This window comes from Gemmatimonadaceae bacterium, assembly GCA_036496605.1.
In the GTDB taxonomy this organism is placed as follows: domain Bacteria; phylum Gemmatimonadota; class Gemmatimonadetes; order Gemmatimonadales; family Gemmatimonadaceae; genus AG2.
The window spans coordinates 248,680-270,963 of sequence record DASXKV010000033.1 but is presented as its reverse complement, the minus strand read 5'-3'; the positions used below and the strand labels follow the sequence as shown (position 1 = coordinate 270,963).

Genomic DNA, 22,284 nt, shown 5'->3' with positions numbered 1-22,284 from the left:
GGCAGTCGGACACTGAGCGGCAGAGTGATCAAAATGGTCGGTAAGGCAAGAGCAGTCTTCGCTGAGGGGTGAGATGTGAACGGCAGCGAGTCACATGGCTTCTGTGATCGTTGCTATTCGGTCGGCGAGGGTGAGAATCTGATCTGTGATGATCGACATGGAGGGCGGCGCGTTGTCGATCTCGTCGGCGAAGTGAGCAGTGTCGCCGGTGATGCGATCACATCGAGCTGGACATCGGTTCATCTCATCGGTGATCGCATGAGTCCCGCGTGTGCAGGGTGCGAAGTCCACTGTACGGCGAGCAGAGGACTCCGAACGGCGGTGGATTCGAGCGGGACGTCGCGCTATTGCACCCAGACGCGTGTGCATTCCTGCTGTACAGCCGCGCATTCCTGCTGTACAGCCGCGCATTCCTGCTGTGCAGCCGCGCATTCGTGCTGTACAGCCTCGCATCCCTGCTGGACAGCCTCGCATCTCTGCTGGACAGCTTCGCATTTGTGCTGGACAGCTTCGCATCCTTGCGGCGACGCAGTCACTTCAGTCGGGACCGAGAATCATCTCTTCCGGACGGCTGTTGATCCGTGCTGGACGATGGTCAGCTCCTGGTGGACGGCCGTTCATTCCTCCGGCACGACGAACGATTCTCTCGGTACACCGATCCGTTCGAGCGGGACGAGCTGCATTCTCGCCTGTACACCGATCAATTCGACCGGCACTGCGCTTCATTTCATCTGGACAGCCATCAATTTGTCCGGTACGAGCGTTCGTTCCGTCGGGACGAAGCTGAGTTCCTTCGGGACGAAGCAGAGTCTCTTCTATACAAGATTCAATTCTCGCGGTACGCGATCGCTTCGATCGTGGCACTTTCGCTATACGATTGGCGGACCTGATGATCGAGGGAAACGAACGTTCGAGGCGGCTGTACGCGTCTCAGTTCGCGCGGCACAGGCTTCCGTTTCTTCTTCACGGCATGAACGGTCGCGGCGGGAGAAGCTGTTGTGCGCGGCGGTGCTACACTCGCAGTAGAATGGTAGCAGCTTCGCGAGCGGTGTCGCTAGAATTCGGACATCTAATGCGATTCCGGGGAAAATGTCTGACGAAGATATGAAGGCCGAGCTGGAACGACTCCGTCGTGAAAACGAAGCCCTCAAGCAGGGCGCGAAGCGTGGCGTATCGCTCAAAGTGAGCGAAAAGGGTGGCGTCTCGGTATACGGCCTGGGGCGATTCCCGATCACGCTCTATCAGGAGCAGTGGACCAAGCTGCTCGACATGGCGGACCAGATCCGCGCCTTCATCGCCGAGCACGAGAGCGAGTTGAAAAAGAAGGAGTAACGCCGAGACGGCGCGGTTCGGCCCTGAGCGGATGACACGACGGCTTTGATCGCGCGCACGACGAGCTCCGGCTCTTCTATATGTATGTTGTGCCCGGACGCCCTCGCGTACTCGAGCCGCCCACGCGTCGACAACGCCGCGAGGTCGGCCATCAGCGCCTGACGCTCCCGTTCGAGGCTGTCGGCAGGAACGCTCACCGTCCGCGGCAGGACCACGAGCGGCATGTCGCCTAACGACGCACGATGTGCCTTGCGCTCCGTGTACATACGCGCCAGCTCCTCGGGCGACCAGTCCATCTCCGCCGCCCACGCCATGCGATAAATTGGCTGACTCGCGCCCCACAGCCACAGCCGCTGTGCGTCTGCCGAAAGACGGTCGAGGGGTGCTGGTAGAGTATCTCCTAAACTCATCAGGCTACTGTCGCGCGCCAGGCGAACCCACTGCGTGTCCAACGCAATCCGCGGCGCGGGCGAGGGCCGGCCGCGCGCGGCGTCGCGCAGACGATGGCCTCGCCGCCCCAGACGATCTGCTGGTCCTCGTGCACGGCGTCGACGAGCACCATCCCTTTGACGTCGCGCGCGTAGCGCTTGGCGAAGCCGCGGACGACGAGTCCACCATACGACTGGCCAACGAGAATGAAGGGTGGCGTCTCGCCGGCGCGATCGAGCGTGGTGCGGAGCTCGAGGGCGAGTTGCGCGTACGTGCGCGGGCGCGCGCCCGGGTCGCTCCACATGTAGCCCCCGCGGTCGTAGCTGCACACGCGCGTGAACTCGGCGACTCTGGGCTGGACGAGCGACCATACCTCCGCGAAGTCGCCGGCGCCTGCCTCGAGGATTACCGTCGGTGAGCCCTTGCCGGTGCAATTCAGGTAGAGGTGCTGCCCACCGCCGATGTCGACTCGACGACCCGCGCTCGGCACAGGCGGCGTGGTCGTGGTCTGCGCCGAGGCGGCGCCGGCGGTGAGGGTCAGTACAAGCAGCAGCCGCGGCATGCTGTTGAGCATTTGTAGTATCTCATGGAGGTGACCAGGTGAAAGGGTCGGTCGCCGCGACGACATACGCCAGGGAATTGCGACCAACCGCTCTACTGAACGCGCTCGAAGGCATTGAGGCGGCTCACCTCTGTACGAGCATCGCGTCGCACTTGTCTTGACAGAGGCGCCAATCAAGACGATCCTATACCTGAACATTTCAGGTAAGGCTCGTGCGTGCCGCCGATCTCGACCTTTTGCAGGGGACGCTCGATCTGCTTGTCCTCAAGGCGCTCACCTTCGGCCCGCGGCACGGTTATGCCATCGGGCAGTGGCTCCGCGAGAGCAGTGACCGCACGCTCAATATCGAAGAGGGCGCGCTATACACTGCGCTCCACCGCATGGAGCAACGCCGTTGGCTCAGTGCCGAATGGGGCCTGAGCGAGACCAATCGGAAAGCAAAGTTCTACAGTCTCAGCGCACTGGGCCGTCGGCAGCTCCGAGACAAGACCACGACCTGGTCAGCCTACGCGGGTGCCGTCTTCAAGGTGTTGCAGGCTTCCTAATCGCGTGAGTCATGTCCAACGAGAAACACTTCCGCAGGCTTCTCCACATCGATCGCGGCGCCGCGGGCGTGGACCGCGCAATCGAAGAGGAACTGGCCTTTCACTTCGAAATGAGTGTGCGAGAACTCATGAACGAAGGATGGACCCGCCCCGACGCCGAACGTGAAGCTACGCGTCGCTTCGGCGATGCGCAGAGAACTCGCGAGCGCCTCCGCCGAATCGATCAGGTCACGGCAGCGCGCGCAGGGTGGCTCGAGTGGTGGACCTCGGTCGCCCAGGATCTTCTGTACGCGGGCCGTGGTGTACGGACGCAGCCGGCCTTTGCGGCGGTCGTCGTACTGACGCTGGCGCTCGCGATCGGCGCGACGTCGACGATGTTCGGCATTGTCGATCGATTGCTGCTGCGCGCGCCCGACGACGTTGCCAATCCGGCGTCGCTTCGGCGCGTCTACGCGCACGTGCGCACGAAATCGTCGGGCGAATTCACAACGAGCACACTGGGCTACAGTGCGTACGCCGCGGTGCGCAAGTACAGTCGGTCCGTTTCGCAGGTTGCGGCGTACAACGTCACCGATGCGCGCACCGGGCGGGGCTTGGAGTCCGCGGCAGTGAGGCTGGGCGCGGCAACGGGCAATTTCTTCGTCGTGCTTGGAGTGCATGCACTACGTGGGCGCTTCTTCGCCGAGGCGGATGATCAATATCCCGAAGGCGCACACGTCGTGGTGTTGGACTATGGCTACTGGCATCGCCAATACGCCGGCGCCGATTCCGTCATCGGTCGGACTCTCGTGCTCAACGAGCAGCCATTCACGATTATCGGTGTCGCGCCGCGTGACTTCACTGGGGTAGAGCTGCGGCCCGTCCACATGTGGATTCCGATCAGCAGCGGGCACCATCCCACACCCGACTGGTGGACCACATGGCGTGCACAATGGCTGAGCATCATTGTGCGCGTGAAGCCGGGACTCGCCGCTGGCCGGGTGAATGACGATCTCACCGCGACATTCCGCGCTGCGTACGCCGGGACAGATGACGAGTGAAAGCTGGCGGACATGAGCGCGCGACCGATCGCGTACAACGCGAGCGGCACAGAGCGACCCGAGGCGCCGATCGCGCGCTGGCTTGCCGCCGTGGCGCTCATCGTTCTCATCATCGCCAATGCGAATGTTGCCAATCTGCTCATCGTGCGGCTGCTCCGCCGGCGGCGTGAGATCGCAGTGCGTCTTGCACTCGGCATCAGCCGCTCTCGGCTCGGACGGCTGCTGATACTCGAGGGAATGGTATACGCCATCGTCGGCGGCGCGGCGGGAATCGGATTCGCCTATGGCGGCGCAGAAATAATGCGCCGGGTATTTCTGTCGAACGTCGTGTGGGATACCGCGCCGGTCGATACGAGAGTACTCCTCGTCGCGATGCTATTGACGGTGACGACGGGCTTCATGGTGAGTTTCGCCCCGCTTTTACAAACGCGCCGAGCGGACATCGTGGTTGCTTTGCGCGGGACGGGTGGCAGCGGCGGGGCTCGTCAGTCACGCACTCGCTTCGCGCTGTTGGTCACTCAAGCCGCGTTCTCCGTGCTCCTCCTCACGGGCGCCGGCCTGTTCATGCGGTCCCTGTCCAACGTGCGCCGGCTCGATCTTGGCCTGCAACCCGATCGCGTCCTCGTGGGTGAAGTGGACTGGCCGCGATTGCGGAATGTGTCGCCGCCGGTCGCCGCGGCAGAGCGCAGACGCGAGACCGTCCTCTGGATGAGCCTGCGCGATTACCTAACGAGGGCGCGGGGTGTCGAACATGCGGCGCTGGCCATCGGCTCGCCCTTTGGGTATGGGTTCGGCGTCACACTCAAGGTGCCGGGTCGCGATACGCTTCCCTCCGCGCCCGGCGGCGGGCCATATGTGAACGCGGTCACGTCCGAGTATTTCGCAACGGTCGGCACGCCGGTTGTACGCGGCCGCGTGTTCGGTCCCAACGAAGGCGCGACGACAGAGCGCGTGGCCATCGTGAACGAGATGATGGCGAAGCTGCTCTGGCCAGAGGAGGATCCGCTTGGGAAGTGCATCATTGTCGGGGACGATGAGACGCGGTGCTCGACCGTTGTCGGTGTCGTGCGCGACGCGAGGCGTTACGGTATTCGTGAAGATCCGGCGATGCAGTACTACATTCCGTTTGGCCAGGAAGCTGGCTTTGGAGGAACCGTCTTGCTGGTGCGGCCGAGTGGTGACGTGCAATCGTACGTGTCCGCGCTGCGACGGACGATCGCCCAGCTCGTCCCCGACGCGAGTGTCATTGACGTCGGCGTCATGCAGGACCGCGTCGATCCACAAATACGTCCTTGGCGGCTCGGCGCCACGATGTTCGGTTTATTCGGCGCGATCGCGCTGGTGGTCGCAGCCATTGGGCTGTACAGCGTTGTCTCGTACGTCACGGCACAACGCACACATGAAATCGGCGTGCGGTTGGCCATCGGTGCGGGAGCACGCCGAATCGTTGGACTCATAGTGACTGATGGTATGCGCGTCGCCGTGGTCGGCGCCGCCATCGGCCTGGTTCTGGCTCTGATCGCCAGCCGATGGATCGCGCCTCTGCTCTTTAACGAATCGGCGCGGGATCCGTGGGTATACCTCGGTGTGACGGTGACACTACTCGCTGTTGCGGCCATCGCGTGTCTGGCGCCCGCCGTGCGCGCGGCGCGGGTCGATCCCGTCAACGCCTTACGCGATGGCTAACACGCTGCGCGACAGATGTTTATGGCCGCGCTCTCGATTGACGCTCATGATCGCCGTAGCGTGCCTCGGCCGCGCACCGCACGCGCTATCTCAGAACCCGGCGTGGGCGCTCGGCCCGTTCATCAAACCGAGTGGCGTCAACCCGATCATTGTTCCGAGCGCCGAGGCGACGATCCGGTCGCCGATGAACGATAGCCTCGTCAGGTGGGAGCAGTACGCGACGTTCAATCCAGCAGCGATCGTCCGCAACGGGAAGGTGTACCTGCTGTACCGCGCCGAGGATGCGACGGGTGACTCGGCGATCGGTCATCACACGTCGCGCATCGGACTGGCAGAGAGTGCCGATGGCCTTCGTTTCACGCGACGCGCGACGCCGGTTCTCTATCCTGATCGCGACGCGCAGCGGGAGAACGAATGGCCGGGTGGAGTGGAGGACCCGCGCATCGTCGAGCGCGATGACGGACTGTACGTGCTCACGTACACGCAGTGGAACCGTAAAGTCCCCCGCCTCGCCGTCGCCACGTCGCGCGATCTCCTTAGGTGGCAAAAGCAGGGACCCGCGTTCGCCGTGGCAAGTGGCGGCAAGTACAACGAGACTCAGACCAAATCCGGCGCAATACTGTGCCGGTTCATCGGGGAACGATGTGTCGCGACAAAGGTGAACGGAAAGTATTGGATGTACTTCAACGTTCCCGAGGTACTCATCGCGACATCGGATGATTGTCTCGTCTGGTCGCCGATCGAGGACGATGACGGGCGCCCCTTGAAGGTTCTCTCGCCGCGGCCTGGGTACTTCGACTCGTGGTTGGTCGAGGCGGGTGCGCCGGCAGTACTCACCGAGCACGGGATCGTGGTCTTCTACAACGCCGGCAACAGCGCTCGCTACGGGGATCCAACTGTAGCGGCGCGAACATACACAGCGGGACAGGCACTATTCGACTCGCGCAATCCCGTTAGGCTCGTTGCACGGGCGGATGCGCCGTTCCTGTCGCCCAGTGAGCCCTACGAGCGGTCGGGCCAGTACAAGGAGGGCACCACGTTCGTCGAGGGATTGGTGCGGTTCAGGGGCCGCTGGCTGGCGTACTACGGGACGGCGGATTCGCGGGTGGCGGTCGCGGAGGCCAAGGCTCGTTAGTCGTTCGTGCCCCTCGGCGTGAGATTCACGGCGGGATGCTCGGGAGTATCACCGTCCGCTGAGGAAGCCCTAAAGCTGCGGACACAATGGCTGGCTGTGTGCCTCACGAGAATCAATGCGCGCGCATAGAGTTTCGCATTTTATATACAAAACCTGAATTGCTTATGGGGACCGTAACAAGCTTTGCGTTGCCCTAACGCGGCCAGCGAGTCGTTCCAATGAGGGCGTGCGTAAGCCGGTCGCCGCAGGCCTTTCCCCCTTTTCAGGACTGTCACCATGTCCACCATGCGCGCCCGAAAGGGCTTCACGCTGATCGAGCTTCTGATCGTGGTCGTGATCATCGGCATCTTGGCCGCGATCGCGATTCCGAAGTTCGCGAACACCAAGAACAAGGCGTACGTCACGGCGATGAAGTCGGACCTGCGCAACCTCGTGACGGCTGAGGAAGCGTTCTTCTCCGACTCGACCTACTACACGACCGCGACGACGCTCGTTACTCGTAAGGGCTTCAAGAACTCGTCTGGGGTCGGCGTCCCTGCCGTGACCCCCGGGCCGGGCTACTGGTCGGCGACGGTTACGCACAGCCAGCTCGCTGCTGCGACCTGCGGTATCGGCGTCAACACCACGAGCCCGATCATCACCACGGCTGGCGACGGGGAACCAAGCTGCTACGTGCCGTAAGCGAGCAGCCTGGAGACAAGAGCCTCACGGACTCTCCGGCCGTGGGGCTTCTTGTTTGCATTCGCGGTCTGCGTATACTGAATCGATGCGATACGTCAGCCAATCCCTCGCACTGCTCATCGTTGCCGTCGCATGGCGGGCAGCACCGGCGCAAGTCGCCCAGCAAGGCCGCGTCACATTGCGGCCGGACTCCGTACACTTTTCGCAAGTTCTGAACGGACGCGCCAACGTCGTCGAGTATCGCCGCCGGCGCGCGATCAAGCTCACGCCGTCAGCGCAGACGATGAACGAGGACATGCTCGCGATCATCTCCGGGACGCAGTTCAAGGATGGCGAGATTCGCGTCGATGTCGCTGGCGCACCGCGCTCCGGCGCGTCCGCAGATGCACGTGGTTTCATCGGCATCGCTTTTCGCACGGGCGCACACGGGGAGTGGTCAGAGGTCTTCTACCTGCGGCCGACGAACGGGCGAGCGAACGATCAGCTGCGACGAAATCACTCCGTACAGTACGTGTCGCACCCTGATTACCCCTGGAATCGTCTTCGGCAGGAGAGCCCCGGCGTCTACGAATCGTACGCGGATCTCGAGCCGGGAGTCTGGACGGCGATGCGAGTCGTCGTGTCAGGTACGACGGCGAGACTCTACGTGAATGGCGCCGAACAGCCATGTCTCGTCGTCAACGACTTGAAGCATGGCGACGCCGGAGGTCAGGTGGCGCTCTGGGCGCAGGTCGAGACGGACGCGTATTTTGGCGTGGTGAGTATCGCGCCAAAGTAAGCCCGTCACTTTGCGTTCACCCGAAAATTCGAGAAGTATGCCTCCGTGCTGATGCGCGCCCAGAGAGCGATTTTGCCGCGACTCTCACCGAGCTTGAGATCATTCACGACGAGGCACGGCTGCTTCGCACCATTCACGTACAGTTGCGCAGTGTGGCCACTCACCTCGATGCGCATCGTCGTCCAGGCGCCGGATTCCACATCCACGTACGACTCGTAGACGCCGGGCATCTCCTCTCGCAATCGCTGCCAGGAATAGTCGGGATCGGACTCGTACTGCGTTGAGCGATTACGAAATAGCTGATTCTCGACACGCGAGTTCTCCGGCCTGATGTAAAGCCGTTCCGCGCTGTCGCCGTGGATGCGGAACGAGATGCCGACGATTCCTTTGAAGCCGCTTACATCCTCGGCCTTGGAGTATCCTTGGCGTCGCGATCCGGCTACGTCGACCTCGATCACGCCATCCGTGAAGTCGGTCTCCGTGAGTACCGCAGCCATCTCCTGATCGACGTCGCGCTCGTGCCCCACGAGCGGCGCGAGCTTGAGCGAGTGACGTCCGCGATAATCGACCCAGAGGACGCGCGCATTCTTCAACAGCAACTTCGTCGTCGAGTCGAGCGGAATCGTGGTTGAGGGGGCGAGTCGATTCGGTGTGGAGAGACCAACGATCGCCGAGAAAAGAAGAGTCGCCGCGACGAAGCGCACGAGCATCGTTGGAATCTCCGGTGAAGGATCCGGCACTCCGAAATGCGCAACGTTACCGCGCGTCGTGCAAAGCCGTTGTGAGGATTGTGTACGCGAACCAGGTAGCGAGCGCTGCAATCCGTCACCGGAATAACGGCTGAATCGGCCTCTCCGGCACGGCGAGTGCTTGAAGGAGGGCACCCCGCGCGGCATTCGCGCCGCGCCCTTCAACTTGTCGGAGGAGTGAGTATGTCGGTGAAACAGTCGATTCGAAATGCGGCGTCGGCCGCAGCCTGCATCGTGTTGATCGCGATGCCGGCGCGCGCGCAACAGCGCGTCTTGCTCGACTGGTCGGGTCGAGTCGATAGCGTCGCGCGCATCAGTATCCAGGGCGGCGGCGCACACGTGAGTCTTGTCGGATCGGAAGACAACGGCGCGGGAGATCTACATGTTCGTAACGAGCTCCCGCATCGCGATGGCACCGTGACGGTGCAGGTGGCGGCGGGACGCGGTGATGTCGACGTCGTTCAGCAGCCGAGAGCGGATAACGACTACACCGCCATTCTGCGCATTCGCGATCACAGCGGTGGTGCGGATCACTATCGTCTTACCGCGTTGTGGACGCCGGGCGCGTCGACGACGGGCGAGCTGGGTGGGGAGGTCTATGATCGGCGGCGAGATCCCAACGTCCGCGACGTCGGGCTGTTGCACTGGAGCGGTGACGTCGACAAGAGCGTCGTGGTGCGATGGCGCGGTGATCGCGCGATGCTGCAAACGGTGGACGGAGCGACCGCTCGCAATGTCCGCGCGGACGTCGCCGGCGTCGGACTGCCCGGGCGCGATGTGACTTTGCGCATCGTTCAGCGGGAAGGACGCGGCAACATCGTCGTCGAGCAGCAGCCGTCATCGGGCAACGACTACACTGCGGTGATCCGGATCAGCGATCCGCAGGACGGCTACGGCCACTACGATTTCGACGTCGTTTACGATCGGCCGCGCCGGTAACCCGTTGCTCGAGCGTGGTGCCGTTAGGCCAACGGCACCACGCTCTTGATCACGCGGCGAAGTACGCGTCGACGATCCACTTCACGACCTCGTCGAGCGCGGCCCGGCTCTCGTCACTCTGGTGCAGCGCTGCCTCCCCGAAGGCCGTCTTGATCAGGACGAGCGTGCGCTCCGGCGGCTCACCCAGCGCCCGCAGTAAGTGGGCGTACTGCGCGACGGTGTCACGGAGAGCCGCCCGCGTTTCCTCGCGGACGGAGGCGCTTTCTCGATACCGCGCGAGTGCGACAGTGAGCCGGGCCGACGAGGCGAGATACCGATCGACGAGCTCCTTCGTGCGCGCGCGCGCTTCCCCGACGCGTTGCCGAAGCTCCTCACGGTCGCGCGCGGAGAGAATTGCCCCTTTTGGGGGCACGTCCGAGCTCGGCTGATGAGAAACGGGCTCGTCCGGCGAGACTATCTCACTCCTCTCAGCTGCCATGGATTTGGAGAGCTCGTCGAAGGTCGCCATTGAATGCCTCGAAACGTGCGCGCAACCGGCAAGCGTGTGGCGAGGGAATCGGGCGCCTGGCATCACTGCCTTCCCCGAAAATCTACGACGCGCCGCCGAAAGGCGATAGACGGTCCGCCGGGTGATCGCTTGACATGCGCGATCGGCCCTGGTTATTGCTCCGACAATCCGATTGATCGTTTCTCCCTCCGGAGTGTCAATTGACCGACGATCGTGCTTCCGCCGCGATGTTTCCTTCGGACGGCGTTTCCCGTCGCGACTTTCTCGTGCGGGCAGGGCAACTCGGCTCGGCGCTCGCCTTGTTCGGACCTGCCACGCGCCACGAGCTCGAGCGATTCATCGCCGAGAATCAGCAGGTAGCAGCGTTATATCCGGGACTTCACTGGCGCATGCTCGGGCCATTCAGAGGCGGACGCGTTGCCGCGGTGACCGGAGTTCCCGGAAGACCTAACGAGTTCTATTTCGGTGCCGTCAATGGCGGCGTCTGGAAGACGATTGACGCCGGCCGCGTCTGGACGCCGGTTTTCGATGCGCAGTCGGTTGCTTCAATCGGCGCGATCGTCGCCGCGCCGTCCTCGCCCGACGTCGTCTACGTCGGGAGCGGCGAATCGACGCTGCGCGACTCGGTCGGTTTCGGGAACGGGATGTACAAGTCGACCGACGCCGGAGCGACGTGGGCGCACATTGGGCTCGATGATACGCAGCACATCGGCAAGATCGCCGTCGATCCACGTAATCCGGCGATCGTCTTTGTGGCGGCGATCGGACATCTCTATGCGCCGAGCGCGGAGCGCGGCGTCTTTCGTTCGCGCGACGGCGGACGCACGTGGCAAAAGGTGTTGTTCAAGAATGCAGATGTCGGCGCGATCGACGTTGCCATCGATCCGGCGAATTCGAACGTCGTCTATGCGAGTCTCTGGAATACGCGCCGGCCGCCGTGGTACACGTACGCGCCCACGAATGGCCCAGGCGGTGGCATCTTCAAGTCGACCGATGGCGGCAATACCTGGACGCAACTGACAAAGGGGCTCCCTGCTCAAGGCGTCGGACGCACGGGGGTCGCGGTGGCGCCGAGCAACCCGCGCCGCGTCTACGCTGTCGTGGATTGTCTCGTGCCGGAGATCGGCTCTCAGGTGGCAGGTGCGCCGAACACGCCGGCGCCAACGGGTGGCCGTGGTGGCGCCACACCACCGCCGATGCAGGGCGGCTTCTTCCGCTCTGACGACGCCGGTGAGACGTGGACGCGACTCTCCTCGGATCAAGCGCTCTGGGGCCGTGGTTGGTACTTCGAGAAGGTCACGGTCGATCCGCAAAACGCGGACATCGTCTATGTGCCTAACGTTGCCGTCAATCGCTCGAAGGACGGAGGGCACACGTGGGTTGCGCTCCGCGGATCGCCGGGCGGCGACGATTACCATCAGCCGTGGGTCTCGCCGGACGATCCAAACACCATGATCGTCGCGAGCGATCAGGGCGCGATCGTCACGCATAACGCACGAACCGATGATGCACGCGAGGTGACGTGGAGCTCGTGGCTCAACCAGCCGACCGCGCAGATCTATCACGTGTCCGTCGATTACCGCTTTCCGTACTGGGTGACCGGCGCGCAGCAAGACTCGGGAGCGGTCGCCGTTCGTTCGCGTGGCAAGTTCGCCGAGCTCTCGATGCGGGACTGGGAGCCGATCGGCGCGGGCGGCGAAAGCGGCTACACCGCGGGCGACCAGCTGCACCCGGGAATCATCTTCGGTGGCACCGGCCAGCATTGGGATCTCGAGAACAACATCGCCGTCCGCGGCACCGCCGAGCCGATGGTTCCTCAGGGCGAAACGGCTCGCGCCGATTGGACCCAGCCACTCGTATTCTCGCGCGCCGATCCGAAGGCGCTCTACTACGCCAATCAGTATTTGTTCAAGACGACCGATGCTGGAAAGAGCTGGGCGCGCATCAGTCCCGATCTCACGCGTCCCGATCCCGGTGTGCCGACGAATCTGGACGCCGCCGCGGCGGCGCAGGTCGATCGCAACGGCAAGCGTGGAGTGATCTACACGATCGCGCCATCGCCGATTCAGGCGCCGACATTGTGGGTCGGCACCGACGACGGCTTCATTCACCTAACGAGAAACGATGGTGGAAGCTGGCAGAATGTCACGCCATCGGTGCTGACGCCCTGGAGCCGCGTGACGACGATCGAGGCGTCGCACGTCGACGTGAACGCGGCCTACGCGAGCGTCGACCGCCATCAGCTGCAGGATTTCGAGCCGTACATCTATCGCACACGCGATGCGGGCAAGAGCTGGCAGCGAATCACGCGTGGGTTGCCGGCCGGTGTATACGTGCACGTTGTGAAGGAGGATCCTGCACGTCGCGGGTTGCTGTTCGCGGGTACTGAGCGCGGCGCCTACATGTCGCTCGATGATGGCGAGAACTGGGAGCCACTACAGCTCGATCTTCCCGTGACGTCGGTGCGTGACTTCGAGATCTACGGCAATGACCTGATCGTCGCCACGCACGGGCGCGGCTTCTGGGTCATCGATGATATCAGCTCATTGAGACAGGTGACACCGGCCATTCTCGCCACGGATGCATATCTGTTCAAGCCCGGGGACGCGATCAATGTCCAGCAGGGCGGCGACAACGGCACGCCGCTCCAGAAAGATGAGCCGCAGGCGACGAATCCGCCTAACGGCGCTGTCATCGATTACTATCTCAAGACGGCACCTTCGGGGCCGGTGACGCTCGACATTCTTGGCGCGAGCGGTGAGGTGCTGTACACCTTCTCCGCCGCAACGTCTGCCGAGGGACCGGCCCCGGGCGGCCGCGCCGGCGGGTTCGGACGAGGAGGCCGTGGCGGTGGCATTCCGAATGTCTCGGCGCTGTGGCGTACGACGCCCGAACCGTTCAATAGCGGAGCGGGAATGCACCGCGTCGTCTGGAATCCACTCGCACCGCCTCCGCCTAACGCGAGCGGCCGCGGTGGCGGGCGCGGCAATCAGGGAACGCCGCTGACGGGAACGTTCACCGCGCGGCTCAACGTGAATGGAAAGTCGTACACCCAGAGCTTCGCGGTGAAGCCCGATCCACGTGTCTAAACCCAAATGACTCCAAATAAGCGTTCATCACAGAATTCCGGGAACGGTTGAGGTCAGCAGGGTCGCTGAAACCGCTGACACGGCTCTGAAACCGCTGACGGGCTCCGTGTGCAGGGACAGCTCCGCGCCCAGTGATGTTTTGAATTTGTGAATGCGTCGGGAGGTATCGCTGACCGTTGGAAGCTTCCTGTGGCATTAAACAACAAAATCATCTGCTACTTGGCGCATGGAGTCGTTGCAGCTGAGGAGCGAGTCAGTGGTCACAGCGCCTTGTCAGCGGTTTCAGCGGCCTCCTACGGCTCGTTGGGTCGAGCCGAGCTCCAGAAGCGACGCGTGAGTAATGAGATCCGGCCTTTACGATGTGGCACTCTTCGCTCAGGATGACATCAACGCATCGCGTTACGTAGCGTACCCCGCGTCGCGCGCGTGCGTCATGAGCATTTCCTGCATTAGCCTCCGACCACGGAACAGCCGTGAGCGGACGGTGCCAACGGGAATACCGAGGATCGTCGCTGCCGTCTCATAGGGCTGATCCTCGACATCGACGAGCATGACCGTCGATTGGAATGGCTCAGGGAGCTTCGCAAGCGCGCGCTCGATGGCCGGCCCGAGATCGAGCCGCGCGAAAAGATCGTCGTTGTTGACGCGCGTTGCTTCCCGAAACATCGCGCCATTCGCCAGCGCCTCGCCCTCACTTTCCCCAAAATCGATCGTCGGCGACCGGCGCTCCAGGGAGCGCAGGAACACGTTCCGGCAAATGGTGAAAAGCCAGCGCCGACAGTCACTGGCCGGCACGTAGGTGTGCCATGACTTGTAGGCGCGCAGGAAAGTGTCCTGGACGACGTCCTCGGCGTCGACAGCGTCGCGTGTCAACGAAAGGGCGAACCGGTACACATCATCGACCCACGGCAACGCTTCGCGCTCGAACTCCCGATCGCGTTCAATCTTTTCCGGATTCTTCAGGTCGGTCACGGTGGCCTCGGTATGAGAAGCTTCCCCTGACCAACGCTGACGGGACGAGCGCCGGAACTATTCCATCACTCGGTGGCTTTCTTCGATTCTCAGCCGAGGCGCGCTAGCAGCGCCGACACCGCGGCGGCCGACGCCGGTCGATCGTCGGCTTCCGGGGCCGTCATCCTCGCAACCACCGCAGCGAGAGTCCGGGGCTCTTTGCCAGGGCCCCGTATCGGAATGAGCGTCTCGCGCGGAGTGTCGAGCTTCTGTGCGAGAAAGCCTCGCGGTGTGTCGCCTTGAAATGGCGTCGCACCAGTAAGGCATTCGTGCAGTACCATCCCGGCGGAGTAGACATCCGTTCGCACGTCGGGTTGGCCACCAAGCAGGAGTTCCGGCGCCATGTATTCCGGCGTCCCAACGACGGCCCCGGCGAGCCGCGGTGGTCCCACGTCGTCAGCGGACGCTTTGGCCACCGCTGCGGAGGCCGGCCGACGGATCAGCGACGCGACGCCGAAGTCCGTTACCTTGAGCAAACCATCATTTGCGAGCAGCAGGTTGGCCGGTTTGACGTCGCCGTGCATCACGCCCTGCTCGTGCGCCGCGTCAAGCGCACGCATGAGCTGCTTCGCGAGAGCCAGAACGATTGGCGTCGGGAGAGTCCCGCGGCGTGCAAGTACCGCCGCGAGCGACGTTCCTTGGACGAATTCCATCGTCAGATATGGAACGCCGCGGCTGACGCCGAAGTCATGCGTGCGAACGATGTTCCGGTGCGACACGCGCCGCGTTAGGCGGAGCTCCCGCTTCAGCTCTTCGCGCGCGCGCGGATCGTCGACCAGGAGCTCCGGACGCAACATCTTGAGCGCGAGGACTTCGTCGAGCGTGCGGTCCTTTGCGCGATAGACGATTCCTGTCCCGCCCACGCCAACGACATCCTGAATCTCATAGCGCTCCGCGACGACGAACCCCGGCGCGAGAGCTCCGGAGGGCAGCGTCAGTGTCCCCAATCTCGCGCTCAGCTGCGTCGCGAGCGGCGTTCGCGTGCGTCCGGCGCTCGTGCGGACACGGCCGACGCGCTCGTCGATCAGGTCGGTCGTCGCATCGTTAGGTACTGCCTCGCCCGGCGCCGTCCGCTCCAGCAGGGCGCCGAGCGCTCGCTTTTCTCTCAATTCCTGGAGAAAGGCGGTGAGTGCAGCGCCGAGCGCCGCAATTTCCGCCGATGAAGCACCGGCACTCGTTTCGGCCGCGAGACGTGCTGCTTCGTCGTACTCACCCTCGAGCGCGTACGCGGCGGCAGTGGCGAGCGCGCGCGTCGGATGCGTGACACGACGAGCCGAGCTCCACGCCGCGGCCAGCGCCAGCACCAGGCCGAGCAGCCCGGCGATCACGAGCGAACGGCGAATTCCGGCGAGTTGGGCCGACGTTGCACTCTCCGGGTGCCCGACGATGAAGCCGCCGATAACCTCGCCACCCGCCGTGGTGAGCGCCGCGCCCTGCAACGCGTACGGTGCACGACCGATGATCGCCGTGCGCGCCGCGCGCGGACCCGGACTCGTCGAATCATCACTCGCCGCGGCGGTCCCTCTTTCGTTAGGCAACGCTTCGGGAAGTGCCGCGACCGCGTAGCGACTGCTGTCGAGCGACGTTGCGGCGACATGTGGCTTGCCGTGCGTGTCGAGCGCGTAGAACACGATGTCGGCACCCGTCGCCGCACGGACGTCCAGCGCCATCTGTCGATCGACGAGCTTCGTCGCGACGAGCACGCCCACCGGCGCGGCTTGCGGCACGACGATCGGGACGGCGACGATTTGAAAGAGCAGTGTGTCGCGAGAGATCCCGAATCCGAACGTCGTTCTACCCTCGAGCGCCCCCTCGACGAGCGGAATTCCGCTCATCGATACCCCGCGCACGCCGGGCTCGTCGCTCTTCGCGAGCAAATTGCCTTGCTCGTCGGTGATGAACACCCAATCCGCGCCAAGTTGTCCCGCGGCCTCGAATGCTTGATCGAGAATGTCGTCGTGCTGTCGCTCGGCGACCAGCGAGCGAAATTGTGGGCTCTGCACGAAGACCCGTGCGCCGCCGGCCAGACTGCGACCGCGACCCGAGAGCAGTTGTGCGGTGAGGTCTGCCGCCTGTTCGAGACTTCGACGCTCCGCCTCGCGCGTGGCGCGCCGCGCCGAGTACGACGCGACGATGAGCGTGGCGATCAGAACGGCACAGATAATTGCCGCGGTGTTCAGGAACACGCGGCCCGCTATGCCGCGCGTCGGGGACAGATCACGCGCGGAAATTCGATCCGTCGAGTCAGTACCGATCATCCCGGATGAGCGCGTACGGTCGGCCAAATTTGTTCAGGTGTGGCGCGTCGACATAAGTGCGCGCGTCGATCATGAGCGACAGGTCGTCCATCCCCGAGGCGGGAACGACGATCTCTCGCGTTATCTCGCGCGCCCCGTGCTCGTGCCATGCATGGAGGACATAGTGGCCCGCGGGTACGCCGCGCAAGACGAAGTGTCCGGATTCATCCGGCTGCGTTGCCCACGGCGACGGGACGGCGACGACAAAGCTCACCATCATCGAGTGGATGTTGCAATAGATCGGGTACACGCCTGGGCGCGCGAACGTCGCGCTGCGTGTGGCGCCGCGACGATACAGGCCAAGATCGAAAGGCCCGAGGTCGACGTTCGAGAAGACGTTGTGGGAGAACGGATCTTCATTGGGAAACGCGACGCTGCCGCCGGCGAGCACGATCGACACGTGTGGTATGAACTCGCGCCCGTGCATGGCAACGACTCGCGACCGCATGGCGGGCACGTCGTTCACTGGAATCGCGCGCTCGCGGGGTTCGAGATAGATCACGGCGCTCCGAACGTCGGCGCGCTCCGCTCCGCTCCGTTCCTCGAGAGTTACGACGCCCGACACCGTTGACTGCGCGTGAGCGCCCAACCGCGGCAGAAACAGCAGCGCCGCGCCGAACAAAATACCCTTCCCTCCGATATGCATCTGCTAAAGCTCGAAACCAAAGATGAGATTGAAGTGTCGCGCCACGTAGATGTCGTCCGAGAAGCGCGTCCACAGTTGCCGATACTCGAACCCGAATACGAGCGGTTGCACGGGACGCCACTCGACGTGACCAGCGCACACGGTGTTTTGAAGCCGGGTTGGATTGTCATGCGGATCCGCGGCGTCGATGCCGCAGCCAACCCCGGTGATCACCGGCTCGCGCGGCTGAACGTTGAGCTGTGCCCAACCCGCAACGTCGCGAATCGGCGGCCCGAGTGAATTCGGCAGCGCGCCGATCGGCGGATTTCCGAAGTTCTGAGCGATGCCACCACCGCCGAGCCCGCGGAGCAACCGCCCCGCGTACGCTTCCCCGCGGATCTCCACGTGTGGCAGCAGCACCATGTGGCCATCGAGCGAGATGGCATGGCTCTCCTTCAAGACGCCGGGGCTCGTCGCGATCCACGAGTGATGCATACCGAGGCCGACCTCTCCGCCGTACGAGCCGATCATGGCGCCCGAGATCGTCGGCGCGAACGAGCTGCCGTTTGCACCCCACCGCATGCGAAGCCGCCCCTCGAACGCCGGCCGGCTCGAGCGCTCACCCGCGTCGACGATGTCCGGCTCGCCTGGCGCGAGTTGCGCCGCGTACGGCGTCATCACCGCGCCCTGGATCGCCAATCGAAGAGGATTCGGTCCGCCGCCTAGCGAGCCGATGTCCTGCGTGATCCGCATCTGGCCGAGCCAGTTCCAAAGGTTGCCCGCACCCGAGAAATCGGGAATTCCCACCGCGGCGAGACTCAGCGGGTTGAGGTCGGAGATGAGAGGCGTGTCCGAGCCGAACATCAGCTCCGTGCGCGGCCAGAACAGATGCGCGCGTGCCGTGCGCATGCGCAGTTCTGGAAAGAGTCGCCGATCGCCCGATCCGTTCTGGACTCCGCCGAAAAAGTCGATGTCGATGTCGCCAGCAAAAGTTGCTCCGGCAACGTTGTCGATCGACGTCGCCGCGCCGAGTCGCGTTTGACGGAGCGTGACGCCGAGCGCGGAATTCCTCGGCGGCGTCAGCCCCGCACTCGGCGGCACCAGTACCGTCTGAGGATCGTCGGTGTTGTTGACGCGTCCCACGGTAAGGAACGAATTCATCAGAATCTGAGCGGACAATTCCAGGTGGAATCGTGAGCGAGTTTGTACGGCGCTCTCAGATTCGTCCGCAATCTGTTGACGCAAGATGGCGATGGCGGCTTCGGCGCGCTCGAGCCGCGCGAGCAGCGAATCCAATGAGAGCGTGTCGCGCGCGCGGCGTGCGGAATCCGTCGGAGGCGTCTGCGCAGCGGCTGGAAGAGCGACGACAGCAAGGAAAAGCGCGACGAGTAGCGGTGTGCGTGATCTCACGAGATGGGGACGCGGCGCGGGGGCGGAGGCGCTCAGAGAGCGGGATCGCGCGACGCGCTATCCCGTCTCTAAGGTGCACCGCGCGCCACCTTTCCGGCCAGTAGCGCCGCTGTTCCGAGAGGACGCAGCTGCTCCGGTGGCACGTCTGCGATCAACAACGTGCCCGCCGACGAGGTCGGCCACGCAACAATTCCCTGCGCGCCGTCGTGAGCCGACAGCAAGCCACCGCCAGCGACTGCTTGTCGCAGCGCCGGATGCTGGAAGAAACGTTGCTCGGAGACCACATATTGAAGCACGATTCGATCGTCCCATCGGTATGCAAGCACCACCGCGGGATCCTGTCCAAGCTCCGTCGTCCACGCGGCGAGCAGCCTAACGGTTGGCGCATGCAACGGCTGGATGGGGAAGGGAACGGCGCTCCGCACCGCATCGAGATCGCGAGCGCGCCCCGGCAGGTCGCCGGCGACGACGCGCCGATAGTCCGTCAACGCATCCTGCAGCAGCGGGATCGCGCTCACCGACGTCGTGATCGGCGCGAGCGAGACCGGTGCGGCCGCATGCCTAACGACATAGCCGGCGCCGACGGCCGCGGCGACAGCGACGGCCATGATCGGCCAAAACACCATCGGCCGGAGAAGCGAGAGTGGTCGAGAAGCTGGCTGCTCGATCGGCGCCGGCACCGGCGTCGCCGCGATCGCGGCGACAATGCGCTCGCGCAACGCCGGGGGCGCGGCGACGGGCGGCTCGAATCCCAAACGCCGCCGCATTGCCCGATGTACGGCGAGCTCCCGGCGACAACGCACACAGCCGACGAGATGCGCGTCGATCTGCGAAGTCGTCTCGGGAGGCAGCTCGCCATCCGCGTACGCGCCGAGCAGGTCGATCAAGACCTGGTGTTGATTTTCGCGTGCCGCGCGCTCAGCTGGGTCCTCCGATGAACCCGGCGCGAGCGGAGTCCAGTCAGTCATCGTATGCCTCCACCATTCGTTCCCGATCCGCCTCGTCGACTACCACGACGCTCCTGTGACAATGACAATCCGGAATCCCTCGCCGTGGTTCGGCCTGCCAGCACTGCACCCGCGAGCAGCCGGCGTCCCCGTGATATCCGGCTCATGACCGTTCCAATTGGAACACCGACGATTTCGGCTATTTCGTGGTACTTGAAACCGTCGATGTCGTGGAGCTCGACGACCGTCGCAAAGTCATCGGGGAGCTGAGCGAGTGCGGCGCGGACTTCCTCGCCCGTCAATCGCGCTGCGACCTCCTCGAAAACCACGTCGCTCTCGGTGGAGACCAGCTCGTCGTGTGCCTCCTCGAGTCGCGTGATCGACACGAGCTGGCGACGCCGCGCGTTCCGCTCCTCGTTCTCACTCAGAACGCTGCGCAGAATCCGGTAGAGCCAGGCCCGCACCTTCGTAGCATCGCGCAGATCATCGAGGCCCAGCCAAGCGCGGCCGCACGCGTCCTGTACCGCGTCCTCGGCATCGGCGCGGACGGTCGTTCGTCGTGCCGCGAACGCGAGAAGGCGGTCGAGATGTGGAAGCACGAGCGCTTCGAAGCGCTCGTGCCGGTCAGAGATCGAAGCGAGAATTTGGAACCGAGCCAGTGGAAGCGGACCTATTGTAGGTAGAGCACTTCACGGGGGAAAGTATTCCCGTCACGGTCGATCGGGCGATTCCTCTCGGGTTGTCCGTTCCCGACTGCTCGCGGGCCTTGTGACCTCCTCGGCGGACCGGCACATGCGGTCGAGGCGCTCGTCCGAAGCGTGGTCCCAGTCGGATGGAATGGGGCAAAGTCGCTTGAGATTGCCGGAGCCGGCAGGCTCGGAGCTCGTGCGCTCGAAGGTCAGCCACCCCTGATCGAATCCGCCATGGAGCCTCGATCCCGCCGAGGGTACCGTGCTCCAGACGCGCCATGAGACCCCATTCGAATCAACAAACTCCCGGTAAGCCATGCCGGACACGAGAGCAAACCTGGTTCCAACGGGGCCCTCGGAGGCGAATTGCCGATGTTGTGAGCTGGATCACGTTTGGCACGGGCGTGGAGCGACGACTGCCTAACGGCGTACATGCCTAACGAAGAATTGTGTGGATGCTGGTTGCTGGTAGTTGGTTGCTGGTAGTTGGTAGTCGGTAGTTGGTAGTTGGTAGTTGGTGAAACGTACCAACCACCAACCACCAACCACCAACCACCAACCACCAACCACCAACCACCAGCCACCACCCTCTTGCCGGGACGGCCCCGAAGTCCGACAATCCCCGCATGCAATCCAGAATCTTCCATCTCCTGAGCATCGCGGCACTGCCGGCGATTGTCGCCGCGCAGCCCGCCGCCACGTCGCGTGCACCAGCCTCCACGGCTCCGGACGACTGGAGCGGTTTCCTTCGTCTGTTCGATGCCTATGCCGACAGCGATCGTGTCGTCGGCGCGAGCGTTCTGGTCATGCGTGACGGTCGCGTGCTGGACCGCCACGATTACGGCTGGGCAGATCGCGCCGCGCGCCAGCGTGTCGATGGTCGCACGATCTTTCACTGGGGCTCGATCACGAAGACGCTGACGGCCATTTCGATCATGCAGTTGCACGAGCGCCGAGGCCTCTCGCTCGACGCGACCATCACTCGTTATGTCCCGGAGCTCCGCCAGGTGCATGATCCATACGGCATGATCGACAGTATCACGCTGCGCATGTTGCTCTCGCACTCCGCGGGTTTCCAGAATCCGACCTGGCCATACACGACCGGCAAGCCGTGGGAGCCATTCGAGCCGACGACCTGGAATCAACTTGTCGCGATGATGCCGTATCAGGAGCTCCACTTCCGGCCTGGCACTCGCTACTCGTACTCGAATCCCGGGTTCATCTACCTCGCGCGCGTCATCGAGCAGTTGAGCGGCGATCCGTGGGAGGGCTACGTACAGAAGAACATCTTTGCGCCGCTCGGTCTCACACACAGCTATTTCGGCGCGACGCCGTATTACCTCGCCTCCGATCGATCGAACAACTACACCATCAGCCGAGATTCGAGCGGGACGGTCGTCGAGCTGGCGAATGGTCGCGATTTCGACCCAGGCATCACGATTCCGAATGGTGGTTGGAATGCGCCGCTCTCCGATCTCGCGATCTATGCGGCGTTTCTCACGGGCACGGCGCACGACGACTCGACGCGGCAGCGATACGACGTCGTGATACCGCATACGACGTTGACAGGCATGTGGCACCCGCTGCATCCGATGAGCGAGACGCCGACCGCGCCTGATTCGATGGCGCTCTCGTTCTTCGTCATCCATCGCGGTTCGTCGACCATCATCGGGCACACGGGTAGTCAGGCGGGCTTTCGCTCCTTCCTCTTCTTCAATCCGTCCAACAACGCCGTCGTGATCGCCGCGTTCAATACCACGAATGACGCCGCGCCGGCTCGCGCGGCGTACACGCGGATGTACGAAGCGGCGCTCGCACTTCTGCGTTAACCA

The 22,284-nt window shown here is 63.7% G+C and carries 21 protein-coding genes; 11 read left to right on the top strand and 10 right to left on the bottom strand.

All coding sequences use genetic code 11. From position 1 onward, the window contains the following. Positions 1–90: 90 nt before the first annotated feature. Positions 91–243 carry a hypothetical protein gene (locus VGH98_13240; protein ID HEY2376937.1) on the bottom strand — a complete coding sequence of 51 codons (153 nt, stop codon included), beginning with the start codon at positions 241–243 and terminating at the stop codon, positions 91–93. 35 nt (positions 244–278) lie between these two features. On the opposite strand from VGH98_13240, the gene VGH98_13235 reads away from it, so the two are divergent. Together VGH98_13235 and VGH98_13230 are read left to right on the top strand one after the other, a co-directional pair. Further along, positions 279–578, top strand: coding sequence for a hypothetical protein (locus VGH98_13235; protein ID HEY2376936.1), 300 nt, complete (start codon positions 279–281; stop codon positions 576–578). 511 nt (positions 579–1,089) lie between these two features. Continuing rightward, positions 1,090–1,332: a hypothetical protein gene (locus VGH98_13230; protein ID HEY2376935.1), complete on the top strand. Its 243-nt coding sequence runs from the start codon at positions 1,090–1,092 to the stop codon at positions 1,330–1,332. Between the two features lie 409 nt (positions 1,333–1,741). Here the strand turns inward: VGH98_13230 and VGH98_13225 are convergent, their stop codons facing one another. Next, entirely contained in the window at positions 1,742–2,335 is a 594-nt protein-coding gene (locus VGH98_13225) for an alpha/beta hydrolase (protein HEY2376934.1), read from the bottom strand. A gap of 200 nt (positions 2,336–2,535) precedes the next feature. On the opposite strand from VGH98_13225, the gene VGH98_13220 reads away from it, so the two are divergent. The 6 genes from VGH98_13220 to VGH98_13195 all read left to right on the top strand — a co-directional run bounded on the left by VGH98_13220 (position 2,536) and on the right by VGH98_13195 (position 8,188). Next, positions 2,536–2,868 (top strand): PadR family transcriptional regulator, encoded by a 333-nt coding sequence (locus VGH98_13220; protein ID HEY2376933.1) that lies wholly within the window; start codon positions 2,536–2,538, stop codon positions 2,866–2,868. 11 nt (positions 2,869–2,879) lie between these two features. Then, positions 2,880–3,908, top strand: a complete 1,029-nt coding sequence (locus tag VGH98_13215) for an ABC transporter permease (protein ID HEY2376932.1) — start codon at positions 2,880–2,882, stop codon at positions 3,906–3,908. 12 nt (positions 3,909–3,920) lie between these two features. After that, positions 3,921–5,594 carry an FtsX-like permease family protein gene (locus tag VGH98_13210; GenBank protein HEY2376931.1) on the top strand — a complete coding sequence of 558 codons (1,674 nt, stop codon included), beginning with the start codon at positions 3,921–3,923 and terminating at the stop codon, positions 5,592–5,594. A 46-nt stretch (positions 5,595–5,640) separates the two neighbouring features. Next, entirely contained in the window at positions 5,641–6,729 is a 1,089-nt protein-coding gene (locus VGH98_13205) for a glycoside hydrolase family 130 protein (GenBank protein ID HEY2376930.1), read from the top strand. A gap of 276 nt (positions 6,730–7,005) precedes the next feature. Beyond that, entirely contained in the window at positions 7,006–7,410 is a 405-nt protein-coding gene (locus VGH98_13200) for a prepilin-type N-terminal cleavage/methylation domain-containing protein (protein HEY2376929.1), read from the top strand. A gap of 85 nt (positions 7,411–7,495) precedes the next feature. Then, positions 7,496–8,188: a hypothetical protein gene (locus tag VGH98_13195; protein ID HEY2376928.1), complete on the top strand. Its 693-nt coding sequence runs from the start codon at positions 7,496–7,498 to the stop codon at positions 8,186–8,188. 5 nt (positions 8,189–8,193) lie between these two features. Here VGH98_13195 and VGH98_13190 read toward each other — a convergent pair whose 3' ends face one another. Beyond that, a complete protein-coding gene (locus VGH98_13190) occupies positions 8,194–8,928 on the bottom strand; it encodes a family 16 glycoside hydrolase (protein HEY2376927.1) in 735 nt (244 codons plus the stop codon). A 192-nt stretch (positions 8,929–9,120) separates the two neighbouring features. On the opposite strand from VGH98_13190, the gene VGH98_13185 reads away from it, so the two are divergent. Beyond that, on the top strand, positions 9,121–9,876 hold the full coding sequence (locus tag VGH98_13185; GenBank protein HEY2376926.1) for a hypothetical protein: 756 nt from the start codon (positions 9,121–9,123) through the stop codon (positions 9,874–9,876). A gap of 49 nt (positions 9,877–9,925) precedes the next feature. Here the strand turns inward: VGH98_13185 and VGH98_13180 are convergent, their stop codons facing one another. Next, positions 9,926–10,288, bottom strand: coding sequence for a hypothetical protein (locus tag VGH98_13180; GenBank protein HEY2376925.1), 363 nt, complete (start codon positions 10,286–10,288; stop codon positions 9,926–9,928). 323 nt (positions 10,289–10,611) lie between these two features. Here VGH98_13180 and VGH98_13175 point away from each other — a divergent pair, with 323 nt between their 5' ends. Next, entirely contained in the window at positions 10,612–13,473 is a 2,862-nt protein-coding gene (locus VGH98_13175; protein ID HEY2376924.1) for a glycosyl hydrolase, read from the top strand. A 399-nt stretch (positions 13,474–13,872) separates the two neighbouring features. Here VGH98_13175 and VGH98_13170 read toward each other — a convergent pair whose 3' ends face one another. The 6 genes from VGH98_13170 to VGH98_13145 all read right to left on the bottom strand — a co-directional run bounded on the left by VGH98_13170 (position 13,873) and on the right by VGH98_13145 (position 20,362). Beyond that, positions 13,873–14,445, bottom strand: coding sequence for a sigma-70 family RNA polymerase sigma factor (locus VGH98_13170; GenBank protein ID HEY2376923.1), 573 nt, complete (start codon positions 14,443–14,445; stop codon positions 13,873–13,875). Positions 14,446–14,534: 89 nt separating this feature from the next. After that, a complete protein-coding gene (locus VGH98_13165; GenBank protein HEY2376922.1) occupies positions 14,535–16,742 on the bottom strand; it encodes a protein kinase in 2,208 nt (735 codons plus the stop codon). Then, positions 16,729–17,427, bottom strand: a complete 699-nt coding sequence (locus VGH98_13160; GenBank protein ID HEY2376921.1) for a hypothetical protein — start codon at positions 17,425–17,427, stop codon at positions 16,729–16,731. Before VGH98_13160 ends, VGH98_13165 begins: the two co-directional genes overlap by 14 nt. A 3-nt stretch (positions 17,428–17,430) precedes the next feature. Next, on the bottom strand, positions 17,431–18,816 hold the full coding sequence (locus VGH98_13155; protein HEY2376920.1) for a hypothetical protein: 1,386 nt from the start codon (positions 18,814–18,816) through the stop codon (positions 17,431–17,433). Between the two features lie 68 nt (positions 18,817–18,884). Further along, on the bottom strand, positions 18,885–19,784 hold the full coding sequence (locus tag VGH98_13150) for an anti-sigma factor (protein HEY2376919.1): 900 nt from the start codon (positions 19,782–19,784) through the stop codon (positions 18,885–18,887). After that, complete coding sequence (locus VGH98_13145; GenBank protein HEY2376918.1) at positions 19,781–20,362, bottom strand: sigma-70 family RNA polymerase sigma factor; 582 nt, start codon at positions 20,360–20,362, stop codon at positions 19,781–19,783. The genes VGH98_13150 and VGH98_13145 overlap by 4 nt, the downstream gene beginning before the upstream one ends. Before the next feature lie 716 nt (positions 20,363–21,078). On the opposite strand from VGH98_13145, the gene VGH98_13140 reads away from it, so the two are divergent. Further along, a complete protein-coding gene (locus VGH98_13140) occupies positions 21,079–22,281 on the top strand; it encodes a serine hydrolase domain-containing protein (GenBank protein HEY2376917.1) in 1,203 nt (400 codons plus the stop codon). Positions 22,282–22,284 lie beyond the last annotated feature (3 nt).